Origin of the sequence: Stenotrophomonas sp. FSL W7-1447 (genome assembly GCF_037966425.1) — a bacterium.
Taxonomy (GTDB): Bacteria; Pseudomonadota; Gammaproteobacteria; order Xanthomonadales; family Xanthomonadaceae; genus Stenotrophomonas; species Stenotrophomonas pavanii.
Map to the genome: position 1 here is coordinate 1,810,867 of NZ_CP150199.1, position 19,720 is coordinate 1,830,586.

Annotated in this window: 13 protein-coding genes; 6 read left to right on the forward strand and 7 right to left on the reverse strand. The window is 67.4% G+C overall.

Annotation, left to right across the window (positions count from 1 at the left end; all coding sequences use genetic code 11):
• Window positions 1-95 precede the first annotated feature (95 nt).
• Window positions 96-578 carry a hypothetical protein gene (locus tag NSQ78_RS08460; protein WP_049469030.1) on the forward strand — a complete coding sequence of 161 codons (483 nt, stop codon included), beginning with the start codon at window positions 96-98 and terminating at the stop codon, window positions 576-578.
• 49 nt (window positions 579-627) lie between these two features.
• On the opposite strand, the gene aceE is transcribed toward NSQ78_RS08460, so the two are convergent.
• Together aceE and NSQ78_RS08470 are read right to left on the reverse strand one after the other, a co-directional pair.
• A complete protein-coding gene (gene aceE / locus NSQ78_RS08465; RefSeq protein ID WP_064238120.1) occupies window positions 628-3,300 on the reverse strand; it encodes a pyruvate dehydrogenase (acetyl-transferring), homodimeric type in 2,673 nt (890 codons plus the stop codon).
• Window positions 3,301-3,543: 243 nt separating this feature from the next.
• Entirely contained in the window at window positions 3,544-3,843 is a 300-nt protein-coding gene (locus NSQ78_RS08470) for a hypothetical protein (RefSeq protein WP_057493854.1), read from the reverse strand.
• A 135-nt stretch (window positions 3,844-3,978) separates the two neighbouring features.
• Between NSQ78_RS08470 and NSQ78_RS08475 the strand changes: the two genes are divergently transcribed.
• The 4 genes from NSQ78_RS08475 to NSQ78_RS08490 all read left to right on the forward strand — a co-directional run bounded on the left by NSQ78_RS08475 (window position 3,979) and on the right by NSQ78_RS08490 (window position 10,185).
• Window positions 3,979-4,494 carry a sigma-70 family RNA polymerase sigma factor gene (locus NSQ78_RS08475; RefSeq protein WP_049469036.1) on the forward strand — a complete coding sequence of 172 codons (516 nt, stop codon included), beginning with the start codon at window positions 3,979-3,981 and terminating at the stop codon, window positions 4,492-4,494.
• The gene (locus NSQ78_RS08480) at window positions 4,491-5,504 is read left to right on the forward strand and encodes a FecR domain-containing protein (RefSeq protein ID WP_064238123.1); all 1,014 of its coding nucleotides are present in this window, start codon (window positions 4,491-4,493) and stop codon (window positions 5,502-5,504) included. Before NSQ78_RS08475 ends, NSQ78_RS08480 begins: the two co-directional genes overlap by 4 nt.
• Window positions 5,505-5,645: 141 nt before the next feature.
• The gene (locus tag NSQ78_RS08485; RefSeq protein ID WP_064238126.1) at window positions 5,646-8,579 is read left to right on the forward strand and encodes a TonB-dependent receptor; all 2,934 of its coding nucleotides are present in this window, start codon (window positions 5,646-5,648) and stop codon (window positions 8,577-8,579) included.
• Between the two features lie 10 nt (window positions 8,580-8,589).
• Entirely contained in the window at window positions 8,590-10,185 is a 1,596-nt protein-coding gene (locus NSQ78_RS08490; protein ID WP_064238128.1) for an alkaline phosphatase D family protein, read from the forward strand.
• A 108-nt stretch (window positions 10,186-10,293) separates the two neighbouring features.
• Here NSQ78_RS08490 and NSQ78_RS08495 read toward each other — a convergent pair whose 3' ends face one another.
• The 4 genes from NSQ78_RS08495 to NSQ78_RS08510 all read right to left on the reverse strand — a co-directional run bounded on the left by NSQ78_RS08495 (window position 10,294) and on the right by NSQ78_RS08510 (window position 17,174).
• A complete protein-coding gene (locus NSQ78_RS08495; RefSeq protein WP_064238131.1) occupies window positions 10,294-12,402 on the reverse strand; it encodes a phospholipase C, phosphocholine-specific in 2,109 nt (702 codons plus the stop codon).
• 8 nt (window positions 12,403-12,410) lie between these two features.
• Window positions 12,411-14,789, reverse strand: coding sequence for a TonB-dependent receptor (locus tag NSQ78_RS08500; RefSeq protein ID WP_064238134.1), 2,379 nt, complete (start codon window positions 14,787-14,789; stop codon window positions 12,411-12,413).
• Between the two features lie 115 nt (window positions 14,790-14,904).
• On the reverse strand, window positions 14,905-15,831 hold the full coding sequence (locus NSQ78_RS08505) for a c-type cytochrome (RefSeq protein WP_064238136.1): 927 nt from the start codon (window positions 15,829-15,831) through the stop codon (window positions 14,905-14,907).
• Entirely contained in the window at window positions 15,828-17,174 is a 1,347-nt protein-coding gene (locus NSQ78_RS08510; RefSeq protein WP_064238138.1) for a cytochrome c, read from the reverse strand. The genes NSQ78_RS08505 and NSQ78_RS08510 overlap by 4 nt, the downstream gene beginning before the upstream one ends.
• Before the next feature lie 185 nt (window positions 17,175-17,359).
• Here NSQ78_RS08510 and NSQ78_RS08515 point away from each other — a divergent pair, with 185 nt between their 5' ends.
• A complete protein-coding gene (locus tag NSQ78_RS08515) occupies window positions 17,360-18,478 on the forward strand; it encodes an alpha/beta fold hydrolase (RefSeq protein ID WP_064238141.1) in 1,119 nt (372 codons plus the stop codon).
• A gap of 81 nt (window positions 18,479-18,559) precedes the next feature.
• Here NSQ78_RS08515 and NSQ78_RS08520 read toward each other — a convergent pair whose 3' ends face one another.
• Entirely contained in the window at window positions 18,560-19,699 is a 1,140-nt protein-coding gene (locus NSQ78_RS08520; RefSeq protein WP_064238144.1) for an MFS transporter, read from the reverse strand.
• Between the last annotated feature and the right edge of the window lie 21 nt (window positions 19,700-19,720).

A 19,720-nucleotide genomic window follows, 5' to 3' on the forward strand; every position in this document is an offset into this window, starting at 1 on the left:
GCGCCTTGCGCGGCCCGCCGATGCCGTGCACGATCCCAGGCGGTGCCCCCGCCACCCGTCAATGCAGTGCCTTCTCCACTGGAACGGAGCAACGTATGAAGCTGTTGTCCGCGGTGTTGTTGTGTGCGTGCTCGCTGCCGATCGCATCGGCACTGGCCGGGGAGGCATCCCCCTCGCCACTGCTGGGGCGCTGGTCGCTGGATACAGCGACCTCGGCATTACCCGAAGCGCAGCGCCCGAAGCGGGTGGTGCTGGAGTTCAGGGATGCCGGGGGTGGCCGCTGGAGCTCGCACGTGGACATCGTCCTGCACGACGGCAAGACCATGAAGTCCGACGGCACGTTGGCGCTGGATGGCACGCCGGGTGCCTTGTCCGGCACCTACGGCGCGGACAGGGCCAACCTGAAACTGCCGGCCCCGAATACGCTGGTGATGCAGCTGGTGGACCACGGCACCCCGGCCTCCACCCGCATCTACACGGTGGCCGATGACCACGCGACGATGACCGAGACCAAGGCGTTCTACGCCCACGACGGTACACCGATCCTGCAGACCAACCTGTTCAAGCGCATGCCGTAGCGTTGCGGTGTTCACCACGCCCGCGACGGGCGTGGTGAACACGGCTGTCTTACACTGCGGCCGGGTCGCGCTTGCCGGTGTCGATGCGGTACCTGTCGATGGCGTCCTGCATCCGCGAGCGCTCGATGCGGCCTTCGTCGGCCAGGGCCTTCAGGGCGGCCAGCACGATGAAGTGGCGATCCACTTCGAAGAACGTGCGCAGCGCTTCCCGTGTATCCGAGCGGCCGAAGCCATCGGTGCCCAGCGCGATGAAGCGCCGGTCGTTGATGAAGGGGCGGATCTGGTCGCCGACGATCTTCATGTAGTCGGTGGCCACCACCACCGGGCCTTCATGGCCCTGCAGGCACTGCTGCACGTAGGGTACGCGCGGTTCTTCGGCCGGATGCAGCAGGTTCCAGCGCTCAGCGGCCAGCCCGTCGCGGCGCAGTTCGGTCAGGCTGGTCGCGCTCCACACATCGCTGGCGATGCCGAAGTCCTGCTGCAGCAGGTCGGCCGCGGCTTCCACCTCGCGCAGGATCGCGCCGCTGCCCATCAGCTGCACGCGCGGCTGCGAGGCGTTGTCGGTGGCTGCTGGATGCAGCAGGTACAGGCCCTTCAGGATGCCGGCCTCGGCGCCTTCGGGCAGTGCCGGCTGCGGGTAGTTCTCGTTGAGTACGGTGATGTAGTAGTAGATGTCTTCCTGCTCGACATACATGCGGCGCAGGCCGTCGTGGATGATCACCGCCAGCTCGTAGGTGTAGGTCGGGTCGTAGGACACGCAGCTCGGAATCACCGACGACAGCACGTGGCTGTGGCCGTCGTCGTGCTGCAGGCCTTCGCCCATCAGCGTGGTACGGCCCGAGGTGGCGCCGAGCAGGAAACCACGCGTACGCGCGTCGGCAGCAGCCCAGGCCAGGTCGCCGACGCGCTGCAGGCCGAACATCGAATAGAAGATGTAGAACGGGATCGTGGCCAGGCCATGGTTGCTGTAGGCGGTGCCGGCGGCAATCCACGAGCAGATCGCGCCGGATTCGTTGATGCCTTCCTGCAGGATCTGGCCGTCCTTGGCTTCCTTGTAATAGCTCAGCTGGCCGGCATCCTGCGGCGTGTACAGCTGGCCCAGATAGGAGTGGATGCCGATCTGGCGGAACAGGCCTTCCATGCCGAAGGTGCGCGACTCATCGGGCACGATCGGAATCACCCGCTTGCCCAGTTCCGGGTCCTTCAGCAGGCTGCTAAGGATGCGCACGAAGCCCATGGTGGTGGACTGGCCGCGATCGCCGCTGCCCTGCAGCTGGGTGTTGAAGATCGACAGCGGCGGCAGCGACAGCGGATCGACCCTGGCCAGGCGCGCCGGCAGCTGGCCGCCCTGGATGCGGCGGCGCCCGGCGAAGTAGGCGGCCTCGGCGCTGCCCGGCTCCGGACGCAGGTACGGCATTTCCTCGAGCTGGTCGTCGCTGACCGGCAGGTTGAAGCGGTCGCGGAAGGCGCGCACCGCGTCGGCGCTCATCTTCTTCAGCTGGTGGTTGATGTTCTGGCCTTCGCCGGCTTCGCCCATGCCGAAACCCTTGACCGTCTTGGCCAGGATCACGGTCGGGCGGCTGCGGGTCTGCACTGCCTGCTGGTAGGCGGCGAACACCTTCTGCGGATCGTGGCCGCCACGTGCCAGCGCCCAGATGTCGTCGTCGCTCATGTGTGCGACCCGCTCCAGCAGCTCAGGATAGCGGCCGAAGAAATGCTCGCGCACGTAGGCGCCATTCTGCGACTTGAAGGTCTGGTAGTCGCCGTCCACGCATTCCATCATGCGCCGGCGCAGCAGGCCGTCGTGGTCACGGGCCAGCAGGTCGTCCCAGCCACTGCCCCAGATCAGTTTGATCACGTTCCAGCCGGCCGCGCGGAAGGTGCCTTCCAGCTCCTGGATGACCTTGGCATTGCCGCGCACCGGCCCGTCCAGCCGCTGCAGGTTGCAGTTGACCACGAACACGATGTTGTCCAGCCGCTCGCGGCCGGCCAGCGAGATCGCCGCAAGCGACTCGGGCTGGTCCATCTCGCCGTCGCCAAGGAAGGCCCAGACCTTGCGCCCCTGGTGTTCTTTCAGGCCGCGGTACTCCAGGTAGCGCATGTAGCGCGCCTGGTAGGCGGCGGTGAGTGGGCCCAGTCCCATCGATACGGTGGGGAACTGCCAGAACTCCGGCATCAGGCGCGGATGTGGGTATGAAGACAGGCCCTCGCGATCGGCTTCGCGGCGGAAATTGTCCATCGTTGCCGCGTCGATACGGCCTTCCACGTAAGCGCGGCCATAGATGCCGGGTGCCGAATGGCCCTGGATGTAGATCAGGTCGCCGTCGAAGGTATCGGTGCGGCCACGGAAGAAGTGGTCGAAGCCCACGTCGTACAGCACCGCTGCCGACTGGTAGGTGGCGATGTGGCCGCCGACGTTCGAGTGCTTGCCGGCACGCAGCACCATCACCATCGCGTTCCAGCGGATCATCGCGTTCAGGCGGCGCTCGATGGCCAGGTCACCGGGGTAGGCCGGCTGGCGCTCGGGCGGGATGGTGTTGACGTAGGCGGTCCAGGCACGGGCATGCAGATCGCCGTGCTGCTGGGTGTCCAGCTCGCTCAGCTGGTCGATGAGGTAGTGCGCGCGCGGCCGTCCGCCGGCCTGCATCACCGCCTCCAGCGATTCACGCCACTCGCGTGTTTCCAGCGGGTCGGTATCGAAGGGGATCGGGGTTGGGTTCATGGCTGTCTCCAGAGGGCGCCGGTCGGACATCCACCGGGGCGACAACACCGGCAGGGCGCACAGCACTGGAGCGGGGTCGCAACGGCGGGGCCGTGACGCGAAGGGCGACCGTGGCGGTCACCGAGAGCGCCAGCCTAGGCCCGCGCAGCCGGCGTCGATAGGCGGCGCGGGCTTGGGTCTCTGCAAAGCCGGGGTTGGCGCCGCGCGCCGTATCATCGGCAGTGCGCCGGTCGTGCCAACCGATCAGCCCGGGAGCAGGCCGGGAAAGAACACCGGAATGATCGCCACGCCGATGGCCAGCAGGCACCAGGCAACGATGGGCAGCCCGCGCGCCAGCCGCTGGGTGGTCTCCGGCGCACGCGGGCCGGCGATCCACAGCAGCAGCGTCAGCAGCCCAAGCGCGTAGGCGAGGGCGACGACGACCGGATGCACGTGGACGACCCGGCTGGGCGGCCACATCTGCTGCTGGTAGGCCGTGGTGTGCGCAACCAGCAGCAGGAACAGCAGGCTGCTGAGGGTATTGATGGCGGTGCGTGCGTTCATTGGAGCACTCCTTGTGCGGGCCGCCGCGGTGGCGGGGGCGGCAGTCTAGCGGTTGCCCGCCGCTCGCTGAAACGCCCCTGTCATCGACGACCGTCACCCTGCGGGGCTTTCCAGCCTGCGGAGGGTTGGCCGGCCGTGAACAGCGTGAGGATCTGGGAGCAGCGCTACGAACTGCGGCGCCGGCTGCTGCGTGGGTTCTTCCTGCGCCGCGGCTCGGCCCGCGAGGATGCCGAAGACCTGGCACAGGAGGTCTACCTGCGCCTGCTGCGCAGCACCGGCGAGCACGCCGATGCGGTCGAGAATCCGGAAGCCTACCTGTTCACCGTGGCCGCCAACCTGGCGCGCGAGCATGCACGCGCACGCTCGTCGCTGCCGCCACTGGAAGACGTCGATCTGCTGGCCGAAGTATTGAAGAGCGAAGAAGACATCGAAGGCGAGTTCGAACGCGCACAGCGCTGGAACGACATCCGCAGCACCATCGAGCAGCTGCCGGCGACCACCCGGCGGGTGATGGAACTGCACTACCGCGACGGGCTGGACTGCCCCGGAATCAGCCAGCAGCTGCAGGTGTCGGTGCACATGGTGCGCAAGCACATCGGCAAGGGGCTGGAAGCCTGCAGGAAGGCGCTGCGCGCCAGGGAGCGCGCATGAACCGGGATCCATCGCGGTGGCTGGACGACGAGGTCGCCCGTGAGGCGGCGCACTGGTTCCTGTGCAATCGCGAGGGAACGCTGGATGCAGCGGGACGCGCTGCGTTGCTGGAATGGATGAAGCGCTCGCCCGAGCATGTGCGCGCCTACCTGCGTGCTCTCGCGTTGCACCGGCAGGTGGGCGAGGCGCTGCAGTCGCGGGTGCCCGGAGCGTTGCCGGTGGCATCGCCGGTGTCGGCGAAGGTCGTGCCCTTGTTCGGCACTGCACCAGCGCCGACGGGCGCCACGCCACGCTACGGCCGCGCGCGCTGGAGGATGGCGGCGGCCTGCATCGGCGTTCTGGCCGCAGGCCTGCTGCCCTGGATGATGCCGAGCGAGCAGATCCATGGCACCGGTCACGCCGAACTGCGCGACCTGGTGCTGCCTGACCAGACCCAGGTGCGACTGAACGCGGACAGCCGCCTGCGGGTGCGCATGGGCTGGTTCGGTCGCCAGGTGGAGCTGCTGCAGGGTGAGGCCACGTTCGACATCGCCCGCGATCGCCGTCCGTTCGAGGTGGAAGTGAACGGCCTGGAGATCCGAGACATCGGCACCGTCTTCGACGTGTCGCGACGGCTGCAGAGCACGCGCATCGGTGTGGTTTCCGGCGAGGTCGAGGTCTGGAGCCAGGGCGCGGGCGCCCGCCGCCTGGCGCAGTTGGGGCAGGGCCGGGTGGTGCAGGTCGATGCGCGCAGCCATGCGGTGGAGTCATTGGACATGCCACTGTCGATGCTGCTGGACTGGCAGCAGCGCAAAGTGTCCTTCCTTGACGAGCGCCTGGACGAAGTGGCTGCTGCCTTCAATCGGCACAACCAGGTGCAGGTGCGCGTGCTGGACGAAGGCGCGGCATCGGCACGGTTGTCCGGCAGTCTCGATGCGCATCGCATCGGTGCGCTGCAGGCCTTCCTCGAGCGCGACCCGCGTTTCGTGGTGCGGCGCGAGGGCGATACGGTGCGGGTCGGCAGCCGCTGAGCCCGGTGTGAGCGCGCGCTGTCAGAAAAAATTCATCGAATCCGCGTTCTCCACTTCGGCGGATGCGGGCTCTTACATGGGAGAAGCCGCTGCCGAGTCACGCAGCGGCGCCTGCTGTCTTCTCTCCTGCAAGGACCCGTGATGCGCAACACGCTCTACCTGTCGATCATCCTCGCCCTGTCTCCCTGTAGCGTGGCACCGGCCGTCGCTGCCGCGCCCGATGGCCTGCAGGCGCGCGTGTCCACGCCGATCGCGGCACAGCCGCTGGCGCGCGCGCTGGAGCAGCTGTCGCGCAGTTCCGGCGTCCAGTTCCTGTACTCGGCCGATGGCGATGCCCGCATGGCCGGTGCGGTGCCGCGCGGTGCCACCGTCAGGCAGGCGCTGGATGCACTGCTGGCGGGGAGCGGACTGGGCTACACCGTGGTGGATGGCAATGTCATCGCCATCGACCCGACCCCCGTGCACGACGCGCCGAAGCCAGCCGTACCGAAGCCGCGCGAAGCCGAGGCGATCGTCGCGCCGACGCTGGGCACGGTGAAGGTGATTGCCGCGCATGAGGTGATCGACCAGAAGAAGACCTCGCCGGTGATCAAGGATTCGGTGGTCTACGATGAGATGGACAGCTACGGCGACGAAACCCTGGCCGAAAGCCTGATGGCCGCGCCCGGCCTGAGTGCGGTGGAAGATGCCGGCGAGCCACGCTACGTGACCGTGCGCGGCGTGCAGGCCAATCTCAACTACACCACCATCGATGGCATCGCCATTGCGAGCGTGGGGGGCAGCGGGTCGGGTGAGCGCATGAACAACCTGCAGCTGATTCCCAGCGACATCGGTACCCGCACCGACATCTACAAGAGCTTCAGTGCGGAGCAGGCACCGGACGCGATCGGCGGTGTGATCGACATCATCAGCCGCAGTGCCTTCGACCGGTCCGGCAAGTACGTGTTTGCCGATGTGGCAGGCATCTATTCCACCGCCGAGACCAACGTCGAGCGCAGCGCTGGCGGCAACCACGAGACGCTCGGTCACTTCGGCAAGAGCGCCAAGATGGTGTTCTCCAGCCCGTTCGGCGCCGACCAGGAATTCGGCATCGTCGCGGTGGCCCGCTACGAGCAACGCTCGCGCAACAGCGTCAAGCGCTGGGTGGAGTCGAACTACTACTACAACGACGCCGGCAAGTACCTCACCGACGGCACCACCGGGCCGGACGAAGCCAAGGGCTGGAACGGGCTGCGCGCGCCTGGCAACTTCAGCACCGGCACCTATACCAACTTCATCACCAACTTCGGTGGCTCCGCCAAGCTTGAGTGGAAGCCCTCGGATGACTCGTTCTACGCATCGCTGCTGCTGTACTCGTACCGGTTCTACGAGAACTCGACGATGAACAAGACCGATCTGTATGGCAATGCCAAGTTCCCGATCCGCAACCAGACCGAGGACAGCGGCACCACCCAGATCAACAGCATCTACATCAAGAACCGCCACGACCGTTGGGACCGCAGCAACCGGGGCGCGATCGCCAGCTTCAACTGGGACATCGGCGAGCGTTCGCGGCTGACCCTGCGTGGCGGCCATACCGAAGAGACCTTCCACAACAACCAGGTCTACTGGGGCGTGCGCGCCTACCCCAGCAATCTGTTCGTCGACTACGAGAACGACAGCCACGGGTTCCCCAACGCGGTGGCGGTATCCGATTCCAGCCTGCTGACCAGCTCCGCGTTCAAGCTCAATCCTGCGCAGGCCTACGTCTCCCCCCGCAACGCCAGGGAGAGCATCGACAACCTGCGCGCCGACGTCAGCTACAACATCGACGCCGATGCGCGGGGCTTCGGCCTGGCCGCCGGCGCCGAATACCGCCACCTGAAGATCTGGCAGGACATCGACTTCGACTACTTCAAGAGCAGTGCCACGCTCAACGATTACCTGTATCCGGGTTCGACGCTGCTGGGCAGCGTGCCGGGCTTCCCGCTGATCGACAACCGCAAGTGGAACGAGCAACTGCTGCCGAAACTGGGCAACAACAATGCGGCGTATCCCAATGCCAACTTCACCAGCGACTACAAGTACGTGGAGGACATCACCAACGCCTATGTGTCCGCGCACTACGCGTGGGACCGGCTGCTGCTGATCGGCGGCCTGCGCTACGACCACACCCGCTTCGATGCGTACAGCCCGTTCAGCGATGACGGTGGCACCACCTACAGTCCGGCGTTCCGCACGACCAGTGGCGGCTACAACAACCTGCTTCCTTCGTTGAACGCGACCTTCAAGCTGAGCGAGGACCAGCGCCTGCGCTTCTCTGCAAGCCGCACGCTGGGCCGGCCGACGCCGAGCAACATCGCCCAGGCCACCAGCACCAGTTGTGGCGACGACGAGGAAGGCAGGGGCTTCTGCACCATCAAGCAGGGCAATGCGGACCTGCAGCCGCGCCGTTCCACCAACCTCGACCTGGCCTGGGATCTGTACTTCAACGGCAACAACGGCCTGGTTTCTGTGGCGCTGTTCGACAAGGTGATCAAGGACGACATCTACACCCTGACCACCTTCGAGAACGTGGGCGACACCCGTTACCGGGTGACCCAGCCGATGAACACCGATGAGTCCACGCTGCATGGCGTCGAGTTCGCGGTGGCCAATCGCAACCTGCGGTGGGGCCGCCAGCGCTTCGACATGTATTTCAACGCCACGCGGCTGGAAGGCCGCACCAACTACCGCATCACCGATGGCACCGAGCGGCGCCTGGACCGCCTGCTGTACCAGCCGGACTGGTCGCTCAATGGCTCGGTGATCTGGCGCATGCCGTGGAAGAGCTCGCAACTGCGCCTGTCCGGAACCTATCGCAGCCGGATGCTGGTCGATTTCGGCGATACCCAGTGGCTGGACTCGTACTACGACCCGTACATGACCTTCAACATGGCCTTCAGCCACAAGGTCAGCAGGCACGTGACGCTGAAGTACGAAGCCAAGAACCTGTTCAACACCCAGCCGACCTACAGCACCGGTCCAAACGGGCGCTTCCGCACCGAGATCGACGACTACGGCCGCTTCTTCTACTTCCACATCATCTACAACTGAGGGCGCAGCCGTGGACACGATCAATCGCAGGCGATTCCTGGCCCTGGCCGGTCTGTCCGCCGCCGGCGCCTGGATGGGCACGGCACGCGCGCTGGCCGCGCAGGTTGATGCCACCGCGCTGAACCCGCGCAACCTGCTGGCTTCGCCACGCTTTGCCAGCACACCGTTCACGCTGGGCGTGGCCTCGGGTGATCCGTCCGCCGATGGCATGGTGCTATGGACGCGGCTGGCGACCGAGCCGCTGGTGTTCGGCGGTGGCATGCCGGCCCGGCCGATGGTGGTCGAATGGCAACTGGCAGCGGATGAAGGCATGCGCAAGGTGGTACGCCAGGGTTCGGCGCTCGCGCATCCCGAACTCGGCCACGCGGTGCACGTGGAACTGGACGGATTGGCGCCCGGACGGCCCTACTGGTACCGCTTCACCGTTGGAGGTCACGCCAGTGCAGTCGGTTGTACCCGCACGCTGCCTGCGGCCACGGCGGCGGTGGATCGCGTGCGCTTTGTGGTGGCCGGCTGCCAGCACTACGAAGAGGGCCACTACACCGCGTGGCGGCGCATCGCCGAGGAACCGCTGGACTTCGTCTTCCACTACGGTGATTACATCTACGAGGGCGAAAGCCAGTCAGGACTGCGGAAGATGAACGGCCAGCCGTTCACCAACCTGCGCAATCATGTCGGGCCGCAGACCTACACGCTCGACGATTACCGTCGACGCTACGCCCAGTACAAGAGCGACGCCGACCTGCAGGCCGCGCACGCGTCGGCCCCCTGGTTCGTCACCTTCGATGACCATGAAGTGGACAACAACTGGGCCGGCGCCGAGGACCAGGACGATACGCCCAGCGAGGTGTTCCTGCTGCGCCGCGCGCAGGCGTTCCAGGCGTATTACGAGAACATGCCGCTGCGCCGTTCGGCCTTCCCGCGCGACGGCCACATGCAGCTGTACCGGCGCGCACGCTACGGCACGCTGATGGACCTGCACCTGCTCGACACCCGCCAGTACCGCAGCAAGCAGGTGAACATGGCGCTGCGTGAGGATGTGGAATCGCCGGGGCGCAGCATCGTCGGTGCGAAGCAGGAGCGCTGGCTGCTCGATGGGCTGGCCGATGCCGCGCCGCGCTGGCACACCATCGCCCACCAGGTGGCGCTGGGCAACTACATGCGCGAGAAGGACGGGGTGGTGCAGTCGTCCGATGACCAGTGGTCGGGCTACCTGGACAGCCGCCGGCGCCTGCTCGACCACATCCAGAAGGTCGGCTTCGGCAACGTGGTGACCGCCTGTGGCGACGCGCACCGGCATTACGCCAGCGACCTGGTGCAGGACCATCGTGATTCGGGCGTGGTCTCCAGCGAGTTCCTTGCCACTTCGATCACGTCCGGTGCCGATGGCCAGGGCGTGGACGCTTACGCCCGCAACCAGCTTGCGCACAGCCCTAATCTGAAGGCGACCACCGACAAGCGTGGCTTTGTGCTGTGCGATGTTACCCGTGATGCGTGGATCGGCGACATGAAGACGCTGGATACGGTGATGCGGCCGAACGGTACCGTGCAGAGCTGGAAGCGCTACGCGGTGGCGCACGGCCGGCCGGGGCTGCAGGAGGCCTGAATCTACCGGTCTGCGCTGTCGAGCCGAGCCCACGCTCGGCTGCTTTCGCCCCGGTCGCATTGCCCCGAAAAAGCAGCCGAGCGTGGGCTCGGCTCTACAGGGGATTCCTCAATCGTGCTCGAACCGCAGCGGTTCGGTGCCCATCGCCGGGTCACTGGTGCCGGGGCGACCATCCTCGGCGCGGCCCGCCAAACGCAGCACACTCTCCCCCGCGCTGACGCGCAGGTCGTACCAGCCTGCCGTGGGTGCCGCGTCCCAGGCCACCGTCGTTTCCGCGCGCGCCGGCAGTGCCAGCATCTGCTCCGGCATGTGCCCGGCATAGGCGCCAGCCTGCATGCGCAGCGGCTGTGCGCTGTCCTCCAGGTTGCGCAGGTGCAGCCGCAGTTGGCCATCCGCGCGATCAATCGAAGCCTGCACGGCAGGCGTCCTTGCCCCACCCTGGAAGTGACGATGGAAGCCGTTCGGCCCAAGCAGCCACAGGTCATAGCGACCCTGGGCGTCCAGCGGCCAGCGCTCGCGCAGCGGCACGCCCGGGACCAGCGTGTAGCGGCGGGGCACCGCCTCCAGCCGCAGCCGGTCGTAGACGTGCAGTACGACCGCCGCACCATCGCAGGACAGCGTCAGATCCACGCCCGAGGCGTCGACCGCCGCCAACGACGCCTGTGGGCGATAGGGCAGAGCACGCGCCGGGCGTACACCACTTTCCTGTTTCGCCGCCACCAACCCCTCCGGCAGTGAGGGCACGGTACGCCCCGGCAAAGCAGCGGCACGCGCGGCCACTGCGCTGACGTCCGGCAGGCCGCGGACGAACGGGCGGGTATCGCGCTGGGCAAAGTCGAAGGCGTTGCTGAGGTCGCCGCAGACAGCGCGGCGCCACGGCGAGATATCCGGTGCCGCCACACCGAAGCGGCGTTCGATCAGTCGAATGACCGAGGTGTGGTCGTAGACCTGCGAATCGACCCAGCCGCCGCGGCTCCAGGGCGAGATCACGTACAGCGGCACGCGCGGACCCAGCCCATACGGGCGGCCGCGCAGCTCGGCGGCATCGTACTTCTCGTCTCCCGGTGCCGGATGGCGGTGGTACTCGCCCTCGGTGCTGACCGAAGACGTACCGGCCCAGCCAGTGCCCACTGGTGAAGGAGGAGCCGGCGGCGGCATGTGGTCGAAGAAGCCGTCGTTCTCGTCGAACATCAGCAGCAGGGCGGTGCGGCTCCACACCTGCGGATCGGCGGTCAGCGCATCCAGCACCCGCGCGGTATAGGCCGCGCCCTGGGCCGGGCTGGAGGGTCCCGGGTGCTCGCTGCCGGCCGCGTCGGCAATGATGAAGCTGACCTGCGGCAGGCGCCCGTCGATGACGTCCTGGCGCAGCTGCGCCAGGCCACGCGTGCTGACCCCGCGTGCGCGCAGCTGCGGGGCATGCCCTGGCGCTGCGCGGTGGGCCCGGCGGAACGCCTCGAAGCCTGCCAGCGGGTTGTCGGTGAAGTTGTCGGCCATGTCCTGGTAGATCTGCCAGGACACGCCGGCGTTCTGCAGACGCTCGACATAGCTGGTCCAGCGGTATGACGCCGGGTGCCCGCCCTGTTCGGGGAAGTTGTCGTGCGAGTTGGCGATCACCGGGCCACCGGCACGCGCGTGCGCGTCGTTGTGGCCGGTCCACAGGAACACCCGGTTCGGGTTGGTCCCGGCCTGCATCGCGCAGTGGTAGGCGTCGCAGATCGTGAAGGCATCGGCCAGCGCGAACTGGAACGGCAGATCGCTGCGCTGGAAGTAGCCCATCGCGTGGTTCTGCTTGGCCTTCGGCCATTGCCCCATGCGCCCGTGGTCCCAGGCACGCTGTGCATCCGGCCAGGTGTGCGGCGTGCCGTCCACCCGCATGTAGCCGAAGTGCGCGGCGGTATCGAGCGGGAACGGTGCGATCGCGCGCGTGCCGCTCGCATCGGGTTGCAGCCACAGGCTGCGGGTGCGGCCGCCGGCCTGCAGTGCCGGCGCCGGGGCCACGAAGCGATCGCCGAAACCACGTACCCCCGGCAGCGTGCCGAAGTAGTGGTCGAACGAACGGTTCTCCTGCATGAACACCACGATGTGCTGCAGGTCTTCCAGACTGCGGGTCTGCGCCGCAGGCGCGATCGCTGCGGCCCGGGCGATGCTGGGCAGCAGCGGGGAAAGGCCAGCGGCAACGCCGGCCTGCAACAACCGGCGTCGGCCGATATCGGTCACGGGCTCACTCACAGGTCCACACGGAAGGAGATGCCGACGGTGCGCGGGGCGCCGATGAAGGCGTTGTCGCGGCCGTCCACCCCAGCAAGATACCGCTTGTCGGTCAGATTGCTCACCACCAGGTTGGCACCCATGCCCTTCAGCCGCGGCGACAGGCCCTGCAGGTCGAAGCCGATGTTGGCGTTGAACACGGTGGCCGAGGGCAGCGTGTTGACGTTGGCGGCGTCGAGATAGCGCGTGCCCAGGTAACGGCCGGACAGGCCGAAGTTCCAGTTCTCGCCCTGCCAGTCCGCCGACAGGACGAGGGTCTGTTCGGGCTGGCCGATCACCTTGGCGCCGTCGACGATGCCCAACTGGGTATCACGCGCGGCATCGCCACTGCCCAGGTACTTGGAGCGGTTGTAGGTATAGGCGGCGTTGAGGCGCCAACCGTTGTCCCAGCCATAGCCGAACGCCGCTTCCAGGCCGTTGCTTTCCACGCCGCCGAAGTTCTCGTAGACGCCGTCGGTCTCGCCCAGGTAGTCGATGCCGCTGACGAAGCCGGCCGGCAGGTAGACGATGCGGTTGTCGAACTTGATGTTGTACAGCGTGACCGAGGCCGTCAGCGGCCAGCGGCTGATGCGCATGCCCACTTCGATGTTGTCGGCGGTTTCCGGCTCGACGTTGCGGAAGCGCTGCGGGTCGGTCTCGCCGAGCACGCCGGAGGGAATGGCGGCGAAGTTCTGCGAGAAGCCCGCGAACAGCTCCATGCCTTCCACGCCCGGCGCCCAGGTGAAGCCGGTGGAGAGCAGCGGATCGGACCTGGAATCGGACGTCACGTGTTCGCTGGCGCCGATCACCCGGCGCCGCGACTGGTCGACGAAGAACTGCTTCACGCCCAGGCGCGCGCTGAACGGCCCGAAGCGGGCGACGTCCTCGACGTAGTACATCTGCTCGTCGACCTTGTACTTGTCTTCGAACTGCACCCAGTACGGCTGGTGGTCGAAGGCGATGTCCTGGCCGACGTTGAGCAGGCGGTGCCAGTCACGGCGTGCCGATCGGTCCAGCTTCTCGACCCACAGGCCACCCCGGACGGTGTTGTCGATCGCACCGAAAGTCTGCCGCCATTCGACGTCGGCGGTCACGCCCATGCGGTCGTTGTCGTAGTGGGTGTGGCGGTAGGACTGCGCGCCCAGCACGTTGCCGGCATAGCAGTCCGGATCGTATTCGGCGGTGAAGCCCAGCCGCGGCGTGCAGTTGGCCAGGCGCTGCGCGGCGCTGCCGTCGGGATTGACGAAGAAGATCTGGCCACGGTTGCTGCCGCCGTACACGGTCTTGCCACCGAGGTACTCCGACTCGGGACGGCCCGCACCGTCATCGCTGACCTGCGCCAGGTACGGTGGCAGCCAGTCGCCACGACCTTGCATGCGGTGTCCGTAAGCCGCCACCGAAGCCTTGAAGCCGTTGCCCGCATCGAAGGCCGCGCGCAGGTAGCCGAAGGTGTTCTCGCGCAGGGCGCGCGAGCCGGAGCGGTAGTTCTGGTCCAGGTAGGGAATGCCGGTGAGGGTGCCGACCAGGTTGTCGCGATCCGGATTGGTGGCGAAGCCGTTCGGCGACACACTGGTGTATTCCGGCTCGTCGGCATCGTTGTAGGACAGGTAGCCGGTCAGCGTCCAACGGTCGAGTTCGGTGATGAACTTGCCGGCAATGTGGTCGTTGCTGGCCTTGCCGCTGCCGTCGATCCAGTCCTGCACGCGCGCCGACGAGGCGCTGACCCAGGCGCGGGTGTGGCCACCGAGCAGGCCGGTGTCGTAGCGCACGTAGTACTTGCGCGCCTCGTTGTCACCGGCACCGACCACGAAGCGCAGGCGGCTGTCCTGCAGCGGGTCGCTGGTGAGGAAGTTGAGCGTGCCGCCGAGGGCCTCGTTCGAGCGCGAGGAGATATCGGCGGTGCCCTGGCTGACCTCCACCGTTTCCAGGTCGAGGGTGTCGATGTAGCGGTTGGCCAGCGAGCCGCCGCCATAGCCCGAGCCGCCGTTGGGCAGGCCGTCGATGGTGGTGCCGATCTGCTGGGTGTCGCGGTTGGTGACGAAGCCACGCATGCTGATCTGCGTGCCCCACACCGACGAGCCGGTGGCGTCGGCTTCGCTGACCACCACGCCAGGCACCTCGTTGAGCGCGTCGTTGACGCTGCTCATCACGGTCTGCCGGTTCAGCGTTTCCGCACGTACCGAAGTCTTTGCGTAGCTGGTGGCCTGGCCGATCACCTGCACCTGGTCGAGGGTGCGGGCCTCACTGCTGCGCGCGTCAGCGGCATCGCCCTGCGGTGCTTCGGCCAGGGCGTCCAGTGCGGGGGCGATCAGCAGGGCAAGCAGCGAGACACGGGGAAAGCGCGCAGACGTTCGCATCGAGACCGGACCTTCAGGGGAGGGAAGCCCCGGAGTGTCGGCAGCGCCAATGACATCGGCATGACGTGACGATGCAGGAATCGTGTTGTGCGACGGCCGGCACCTGTGGCCTGCTTCAGTACCGCGCATCCTTGGGTTTCGGGTCGCGTGGCCAATCCTTGCCCTTGTTGGCGAAGTCCGGCCGCGGCTGGTTGATGAAATAGCCGGCGATGTCCACCGCATCCTGGTCGGGCATCACCTGCTGGCCCAGTGGCGGCTCGCGGGTCACCGCCGGTGGCATGTTGTGCTTGATGAAGCCGGCGGCCTTGTACAGGCGCGCCATGCCGGCGCCGATGTTGAAGCTGTGGTCGCCCCATAGTGGCGGGAAGGCGATGTCACCGCTGGCGTCGCGCCGTCCTTCGCCGTTGTCGCCATGGCAGGCGGCGCACTGCACGGCGTACAGCGCCTGGCCACGGATCGGGTCCTGGGTCAGCGTGCTGTCGATGGGGCCCTCGCTGGGCGCGGCCACCGTTGCACCCTCTGGCACCGTGCTGCTCAGCCACGCCATGTAGTCGAGCATCGCGCGCATCTGCGGCGCGTCCTTCGGCAGCGGCTTGCCGTTCATCGAACGCTGCAGGCAGCCGTTGATGCGCTCGGCCAGCCCGATCACCTTGCCCGGGCGCGGCATGTAGCGCGGATAGGCGCCGCCGCCGGTATTGAAGTAGTGATTACCGAAAGGCCGCTTGCCCTCGGCCATGTGGCACGAGTTGCAGTTCAGATCGTTGCCGACGTTGTCCGGCAGCAGCCGCGCGGTCTCGTTGAGGATGCGCCGGCCGAGCATCACCGATCCGGCATTGTCCAGGCCGGCAATCTCGTCGGCGCTGGGCGCGGCGTAGTGGCCGACCCGCCTGCCTTGCGCATCGAGGATATCGATCGTGGCGGCCACGGCAGCATCCAGGTCCGGATACAGATGACGGTAGGCGAGGGTACCGGCGCCGGCCAGCATCACCAGGGTGATCGCAGTGCCGGCCAGCAGGCGGGAACGCGTGCGCGAACGCTTCATTGTGCGGCCTCCTGCGGAACGTAGTGCACCGGCTTGTCGCGCACCACCCGGCGCATGCGCGCCACGTCGACCTCGCTCACAGCGCTGGCGTGGTTGCCCCAGCTGCTGCGGATGAAGGTCAGGATCTGCGCCAACTGCGCGTTCGGCAGGTGCTCGAAGCCCGGCATGCTGAAGGCCATGCGATCGTGCGGGGTGCGCGGCGTGCGTCCGCCGGTCAGGGTCACCTGCACCAGCGAGCTGGGATCATCGGCGAACACGATCGAGTTGCCAGCCAGCGCCGGATAGACGCGGGGCATGCCGCGACCATCGGCGCGGTGGCAGGCCTGGCAGTGCTCGGCGTAGGCCAGCGAACCGGCAGCACGGTAGTCGCCACTGCGCAGCGCGGCGGTGGTGGTGTCGGTACCGGGCGACCACTGCGCACTGCGTCCCTCACGCGCCGGCAGCTGCTTGAGGTAGCGTGCCATCGCCAGCAGGTCGGCATCGGACAGATACTGCGTGCTGTGCTCGACTACGTCGGCCATGCCACCGAAAGCCGCAGCGCGATCAGTGCGGCCGGTGCGCAGGAACTCGACGATCTCGCCCTCGCTCCAGCTGGCCAGGCCGGTCGATTCGTTACGCAGGTTCTTCGCGTACCAGCCTTCCAGCACCGAACCGGACAGGAACTGGCGGCTGCCATCATCGGCCATTGCCTTTTCCTGGAAGGCCAGGCCGCGTGGCGTGTGGCAGGCGCCGCAATGGGCCAGGCCTTCCACCAGTTCGGCACCACGCTGCTGGCCGGCATCCAGCGCCGGATCCGGGCTGAAGCTGCGCGGGCGTGCGAAGAACAGCTGCCACCAGGCCAGCGGCCAGCGCATGTTGGCCGGCCACGGAATCGTGCTGGCGGCGTTGTCCTGGCTCACGGGCTGCACCTCGGCCATGAAATAGGCATAGAGCGCCTCGATTTCGGTATCGCGGGCGATCACGTATGAGGCGTACGGCATCGCCGGATACAGCGGCTGGCCGTCGTGGCGGACGCCGCGGCGAACCGCACGCTCGAAGTCGGCGTAGTCGTAGGCACCGATGCCGGTATCCGGATCGGGGGTGATGTTGGTCGAGTAGATCGTGCCCATCGGCGTCTGCATGCCGAGGCCACCGGCGAACGGCCTGCCCCCCGGCGCGGTGTGGCACGCCGCGCAGTCGGCGGCGCGCGACAGATACCGCCCCTGCGCGATCAGCGCCGGATCGTGGATGTCGACCTGCGCGGTCTGCCGCGGTGCGAACCAGTGCGGCATGCTGCGGGCGATGCCATAGGCGGCGGCCAATGTCGCGGCCAGAGCGAGGGCAAGCTTGATCGAGGTGCGCATGGGTGCACTCTGGGCAAGCACGTGCGCGCGCTCATTGATTCCGATCAATGACTGAACGTGTACAGCTTGCGCGCGAAGCTGAATCATTGCTGCGCTGTCATCAAGCCGTCATCCGCGTGCGATAGATCGGGGGCGTATTGGGGCGTTACTGTCCGAGTCTGTCGGATTCCCCCCTATGACGTGCCATGAAGCGCCTGCTGCTGCTGTTGCTGGCGTGCGCCGGCCTGTGGCTGGCTGCATGCTCCTCCTCGATCAATGCCTCGTCCACCTCGCTCGCCGATCGGCTGATTGCGCCAGGTGGTGTCTCGACCCTGCTTGATCGCCCGCGCATCGCTGCGGCCATCGCCGCATTGCCCAACCGCCACGGATTCGCAGCGGGCCGCGATGGCGTGCCGATCTTCTGGCGCGTGTTCGATCCCGGCGATTACGGCGCGCGCTACCACTACCTGCCGCAGCGCCACGAGAACGGCCTGCCATTGGATACCGGGCTGAGCCTGGCCGTGCCGAAGCCCTTCCGCGCGCAGGCGCCGCGTGGCACCGTAGTGCTGCTGCACGGGTGGATGATGAACGGCGATTCGATGCTCCCATGGTCGCTGCAGCTGGCGGAATCCGGCTATCGCGTGGTCACCCTCGACCTGCGCAACCACGGCCAGTCCGGTGCGGGACCGTCCGGCTATGGCACCTACGAATCGGATGACGTCGTCGATGTGATCGGCGCGCTGCGTAGGCGCGGCGAAGTGATCGGGCCGCTGTACCTGTTCGGCGTGTCCTACGGCGCCGCCACGGCCGTGTTCACCGCCGACAAGCTCGGCGACCAGGTGGCCGGCGTGGTGGCGATGGAGTCATTCGCCAATGCCGGCGTGGCGATCCGCACGATGATCCCGCACCTGATGGGGTTGCAGCCGGACGGACTGAAAGCGCAGGCGATGGCGTCGTACGCGCGCTGGCGCTATGGCGGTCAGGACATCAACCAGGTGATTGCTGCGGCCAGCCGCCGCATCGACGTCGATCTGGACCGCGTGGACGTCGCGCGTGCGCTGGCCGATACCCGCGCCTGCGTGCTGCTGCTGCATGGACAGGGCGACCAGCACATTCCGGTCAGCCAGGGCCGCGCGCTCGCCCAGGCCAACCCGCGCGCGCACTACATCGAGATGCGCGGCGAGGACCACATCACCCTGCCGCTGCGGCTGGACCTGCTGGCCGGAGTGGTCGATGACTGGATGGCGCGCGACGCGCACCCTCCGCACAGTGCCTGCCCGGCCCCACAGCTGCCGGCCCAGGCCGAGTGGCTGACGCGAAGCTGAAAAAAGGGGACGGAGGGGATTAAGTCGCATCTGCCACAGGTGTGCTGCAAACGACTTAATCCCCTCCGTCCCCTTTTTCTGTCAGGGCAGTCGGTGTGCCAGGGAACGCGCGGAGGCGGCTACGCCGAGCAGGAGTGCTGCTACGCACAGGAAGGCGAAGCCCAGGCTGGTCGCATGTGCCAGGGCACCGATTGCCGCCGGGCCGGCGAGGATGCCGGCGTAACCCAGTGTGGTGACTGCGGTGATGGCAATGCTCTCCGGCATCACCCGCTGCTGGCCCGCCATCGAGAACAGGGCCGGCACGATGTTGGCACAGCCCAGGCCGACCAGCACGTAGCCCCCCAGCGCCACCGCGTACGACGGGACCAGCGTCGCCAGCGTGAACCCCGCCGCCGCCGTGATGCCGCCGAAGACCATCGTGCGGGTCCGGCCAAGGCGTTCGACGATGCCGTCGCCGAACAGGCGCATCGCCGTCATCGCCAGGGTGAACAGTGCGAAGCCAGCGCCGGCCTGATCGCGCGGCACCTGGCGTACCTCGGCCAGGAACACCGCGCTCCAGTCCAGCATCGAGCCCTCGGCAAGGAACACCACGAAGGCCAGCACGCCGATGAACAGCACCACGCCGTGCGGCAGCGCCAGCAGGGGGCCTTCGTGCAGGATGCGTTGCGGACGCCAGTGCGGCGCCGACAGCACCGCGACCAGCAACAGCGCCGCCACCGAAAGCAGCGCGGCCAGCCACAGCGGCGTGCCCAGGATCAGCAGGCCGGTCATGCACCCGGCGCCGACGAATCCGCCGATGCTGTAGAAGGCGTGGAAACCGGACATCATCGCGCGCCCTGCATCGCGCTCGACCGCCACGGCCTGCATGTTCACCGTGCAGTCCATCGCGCCCACACCGGCGCCGAACAGGAACAGTGCGGCGCCCAGCGCAAGCGGCGAGGGCGCCAGTGCCAGCAATGGCAGTGCCAGCAGCACCGCTGCGCAGCTGGCCACCAGCAGGCGCCGGCAGCCCAGTCGCCCGGTCAGCGCACCGGCCAGCGGCATTGCCAGCAACGAGCCCAGGCCGAGGCAGAGCAGCACCGCGCCCAGGCTGGCATCGCTCAGCCCGGCCTTGGCCTTGGCATAGGGCACCATCGGCGCCCAGGCAGCGGTGGCGAATCCGGGAATGAAGAAGGCGGCGCGGGTGGCGTGCTGCTGGGCACGTGGGGATGAAGGCGTCATGCGCGGTGCGAAGCTCCAGGG

Excerpts from the sequence above, each read along its gene's own strand:
- NSQ78_RS08460 (WP_049469030.1), top strand. The coding sequence starts at position 96 with ATGAAGCTGTTGTCCGCGGTGTTGTTGTGTGCGTGCTCGCTGCCGATC.
- NSQ78_RS08480 (WP_064238123.1), top strand. The coding sequence starts at position 4,491 with ATGAACCGGGATCCATCGCGGTGGCTGGACGACGAGGTCGCCCGTGAG.
- aceE (WP_064238120.1), bottom strand. The coding sequence starts at position 3,300 with ATGAACCCAACCCCGATCCCCTTCGATACCGACCCGCTGGAAACACGC.
- NSQ78_RS08470 (WP_057493854.1), bottom strand. The coding sequence starts at position 3,843 with ATGAACGCACGCACCGCCATCAATACCCTCAGCAGCCTGCTGTTCCTG.
- NSQ78_RS08520 (WP_064238144.1), bottom strand. The coding sequence starts at position 19,699 with ATGACGCCTTCATCCCCACGTGCCCAGCAGCACGCCACCCGCGCCGCC.
- NSQ78_RS08485 (WP_064238126.1), top strand. The coding sequence starts at position 5,646 with ATGCGCAACACGCTCTACCTGTCGATCATCCTCGCCCTGTCTCCCTGT.
- NSQ78_RS08505 (WP_064238136.1), bottom strand. The coding sequence starts at position 15,831 with ATGAAGCGTTCGCGCACGCGTTCCCGCCTGCTGGCCGGCACTGCGATC.
- NSQ78_RS08515 (WP_064238141.1), top strand. The coding sequence starts at position 17,360 with ATGAAGCGCCTGCTGCTGCTGTTGCTGGCGTGCGCCGGCCTGTGGCTG.
- NSQ78_RS08510 (WP_064238138.1), bottom strand. The coding sequence starts at position 17,174 with ATGCGCACCTCGATCAAGCTTGCCCTCGCTCTGGCCGCGACATTGGCC.
- NSQ78_RS08500 (WP_064238134.1), bottom strand. The coding sequence starts at position 14,789 with ATGCGAACGTCTGCGCGCTTTCCCCGTGTCTCGCTGCTTGCCCTGCTG.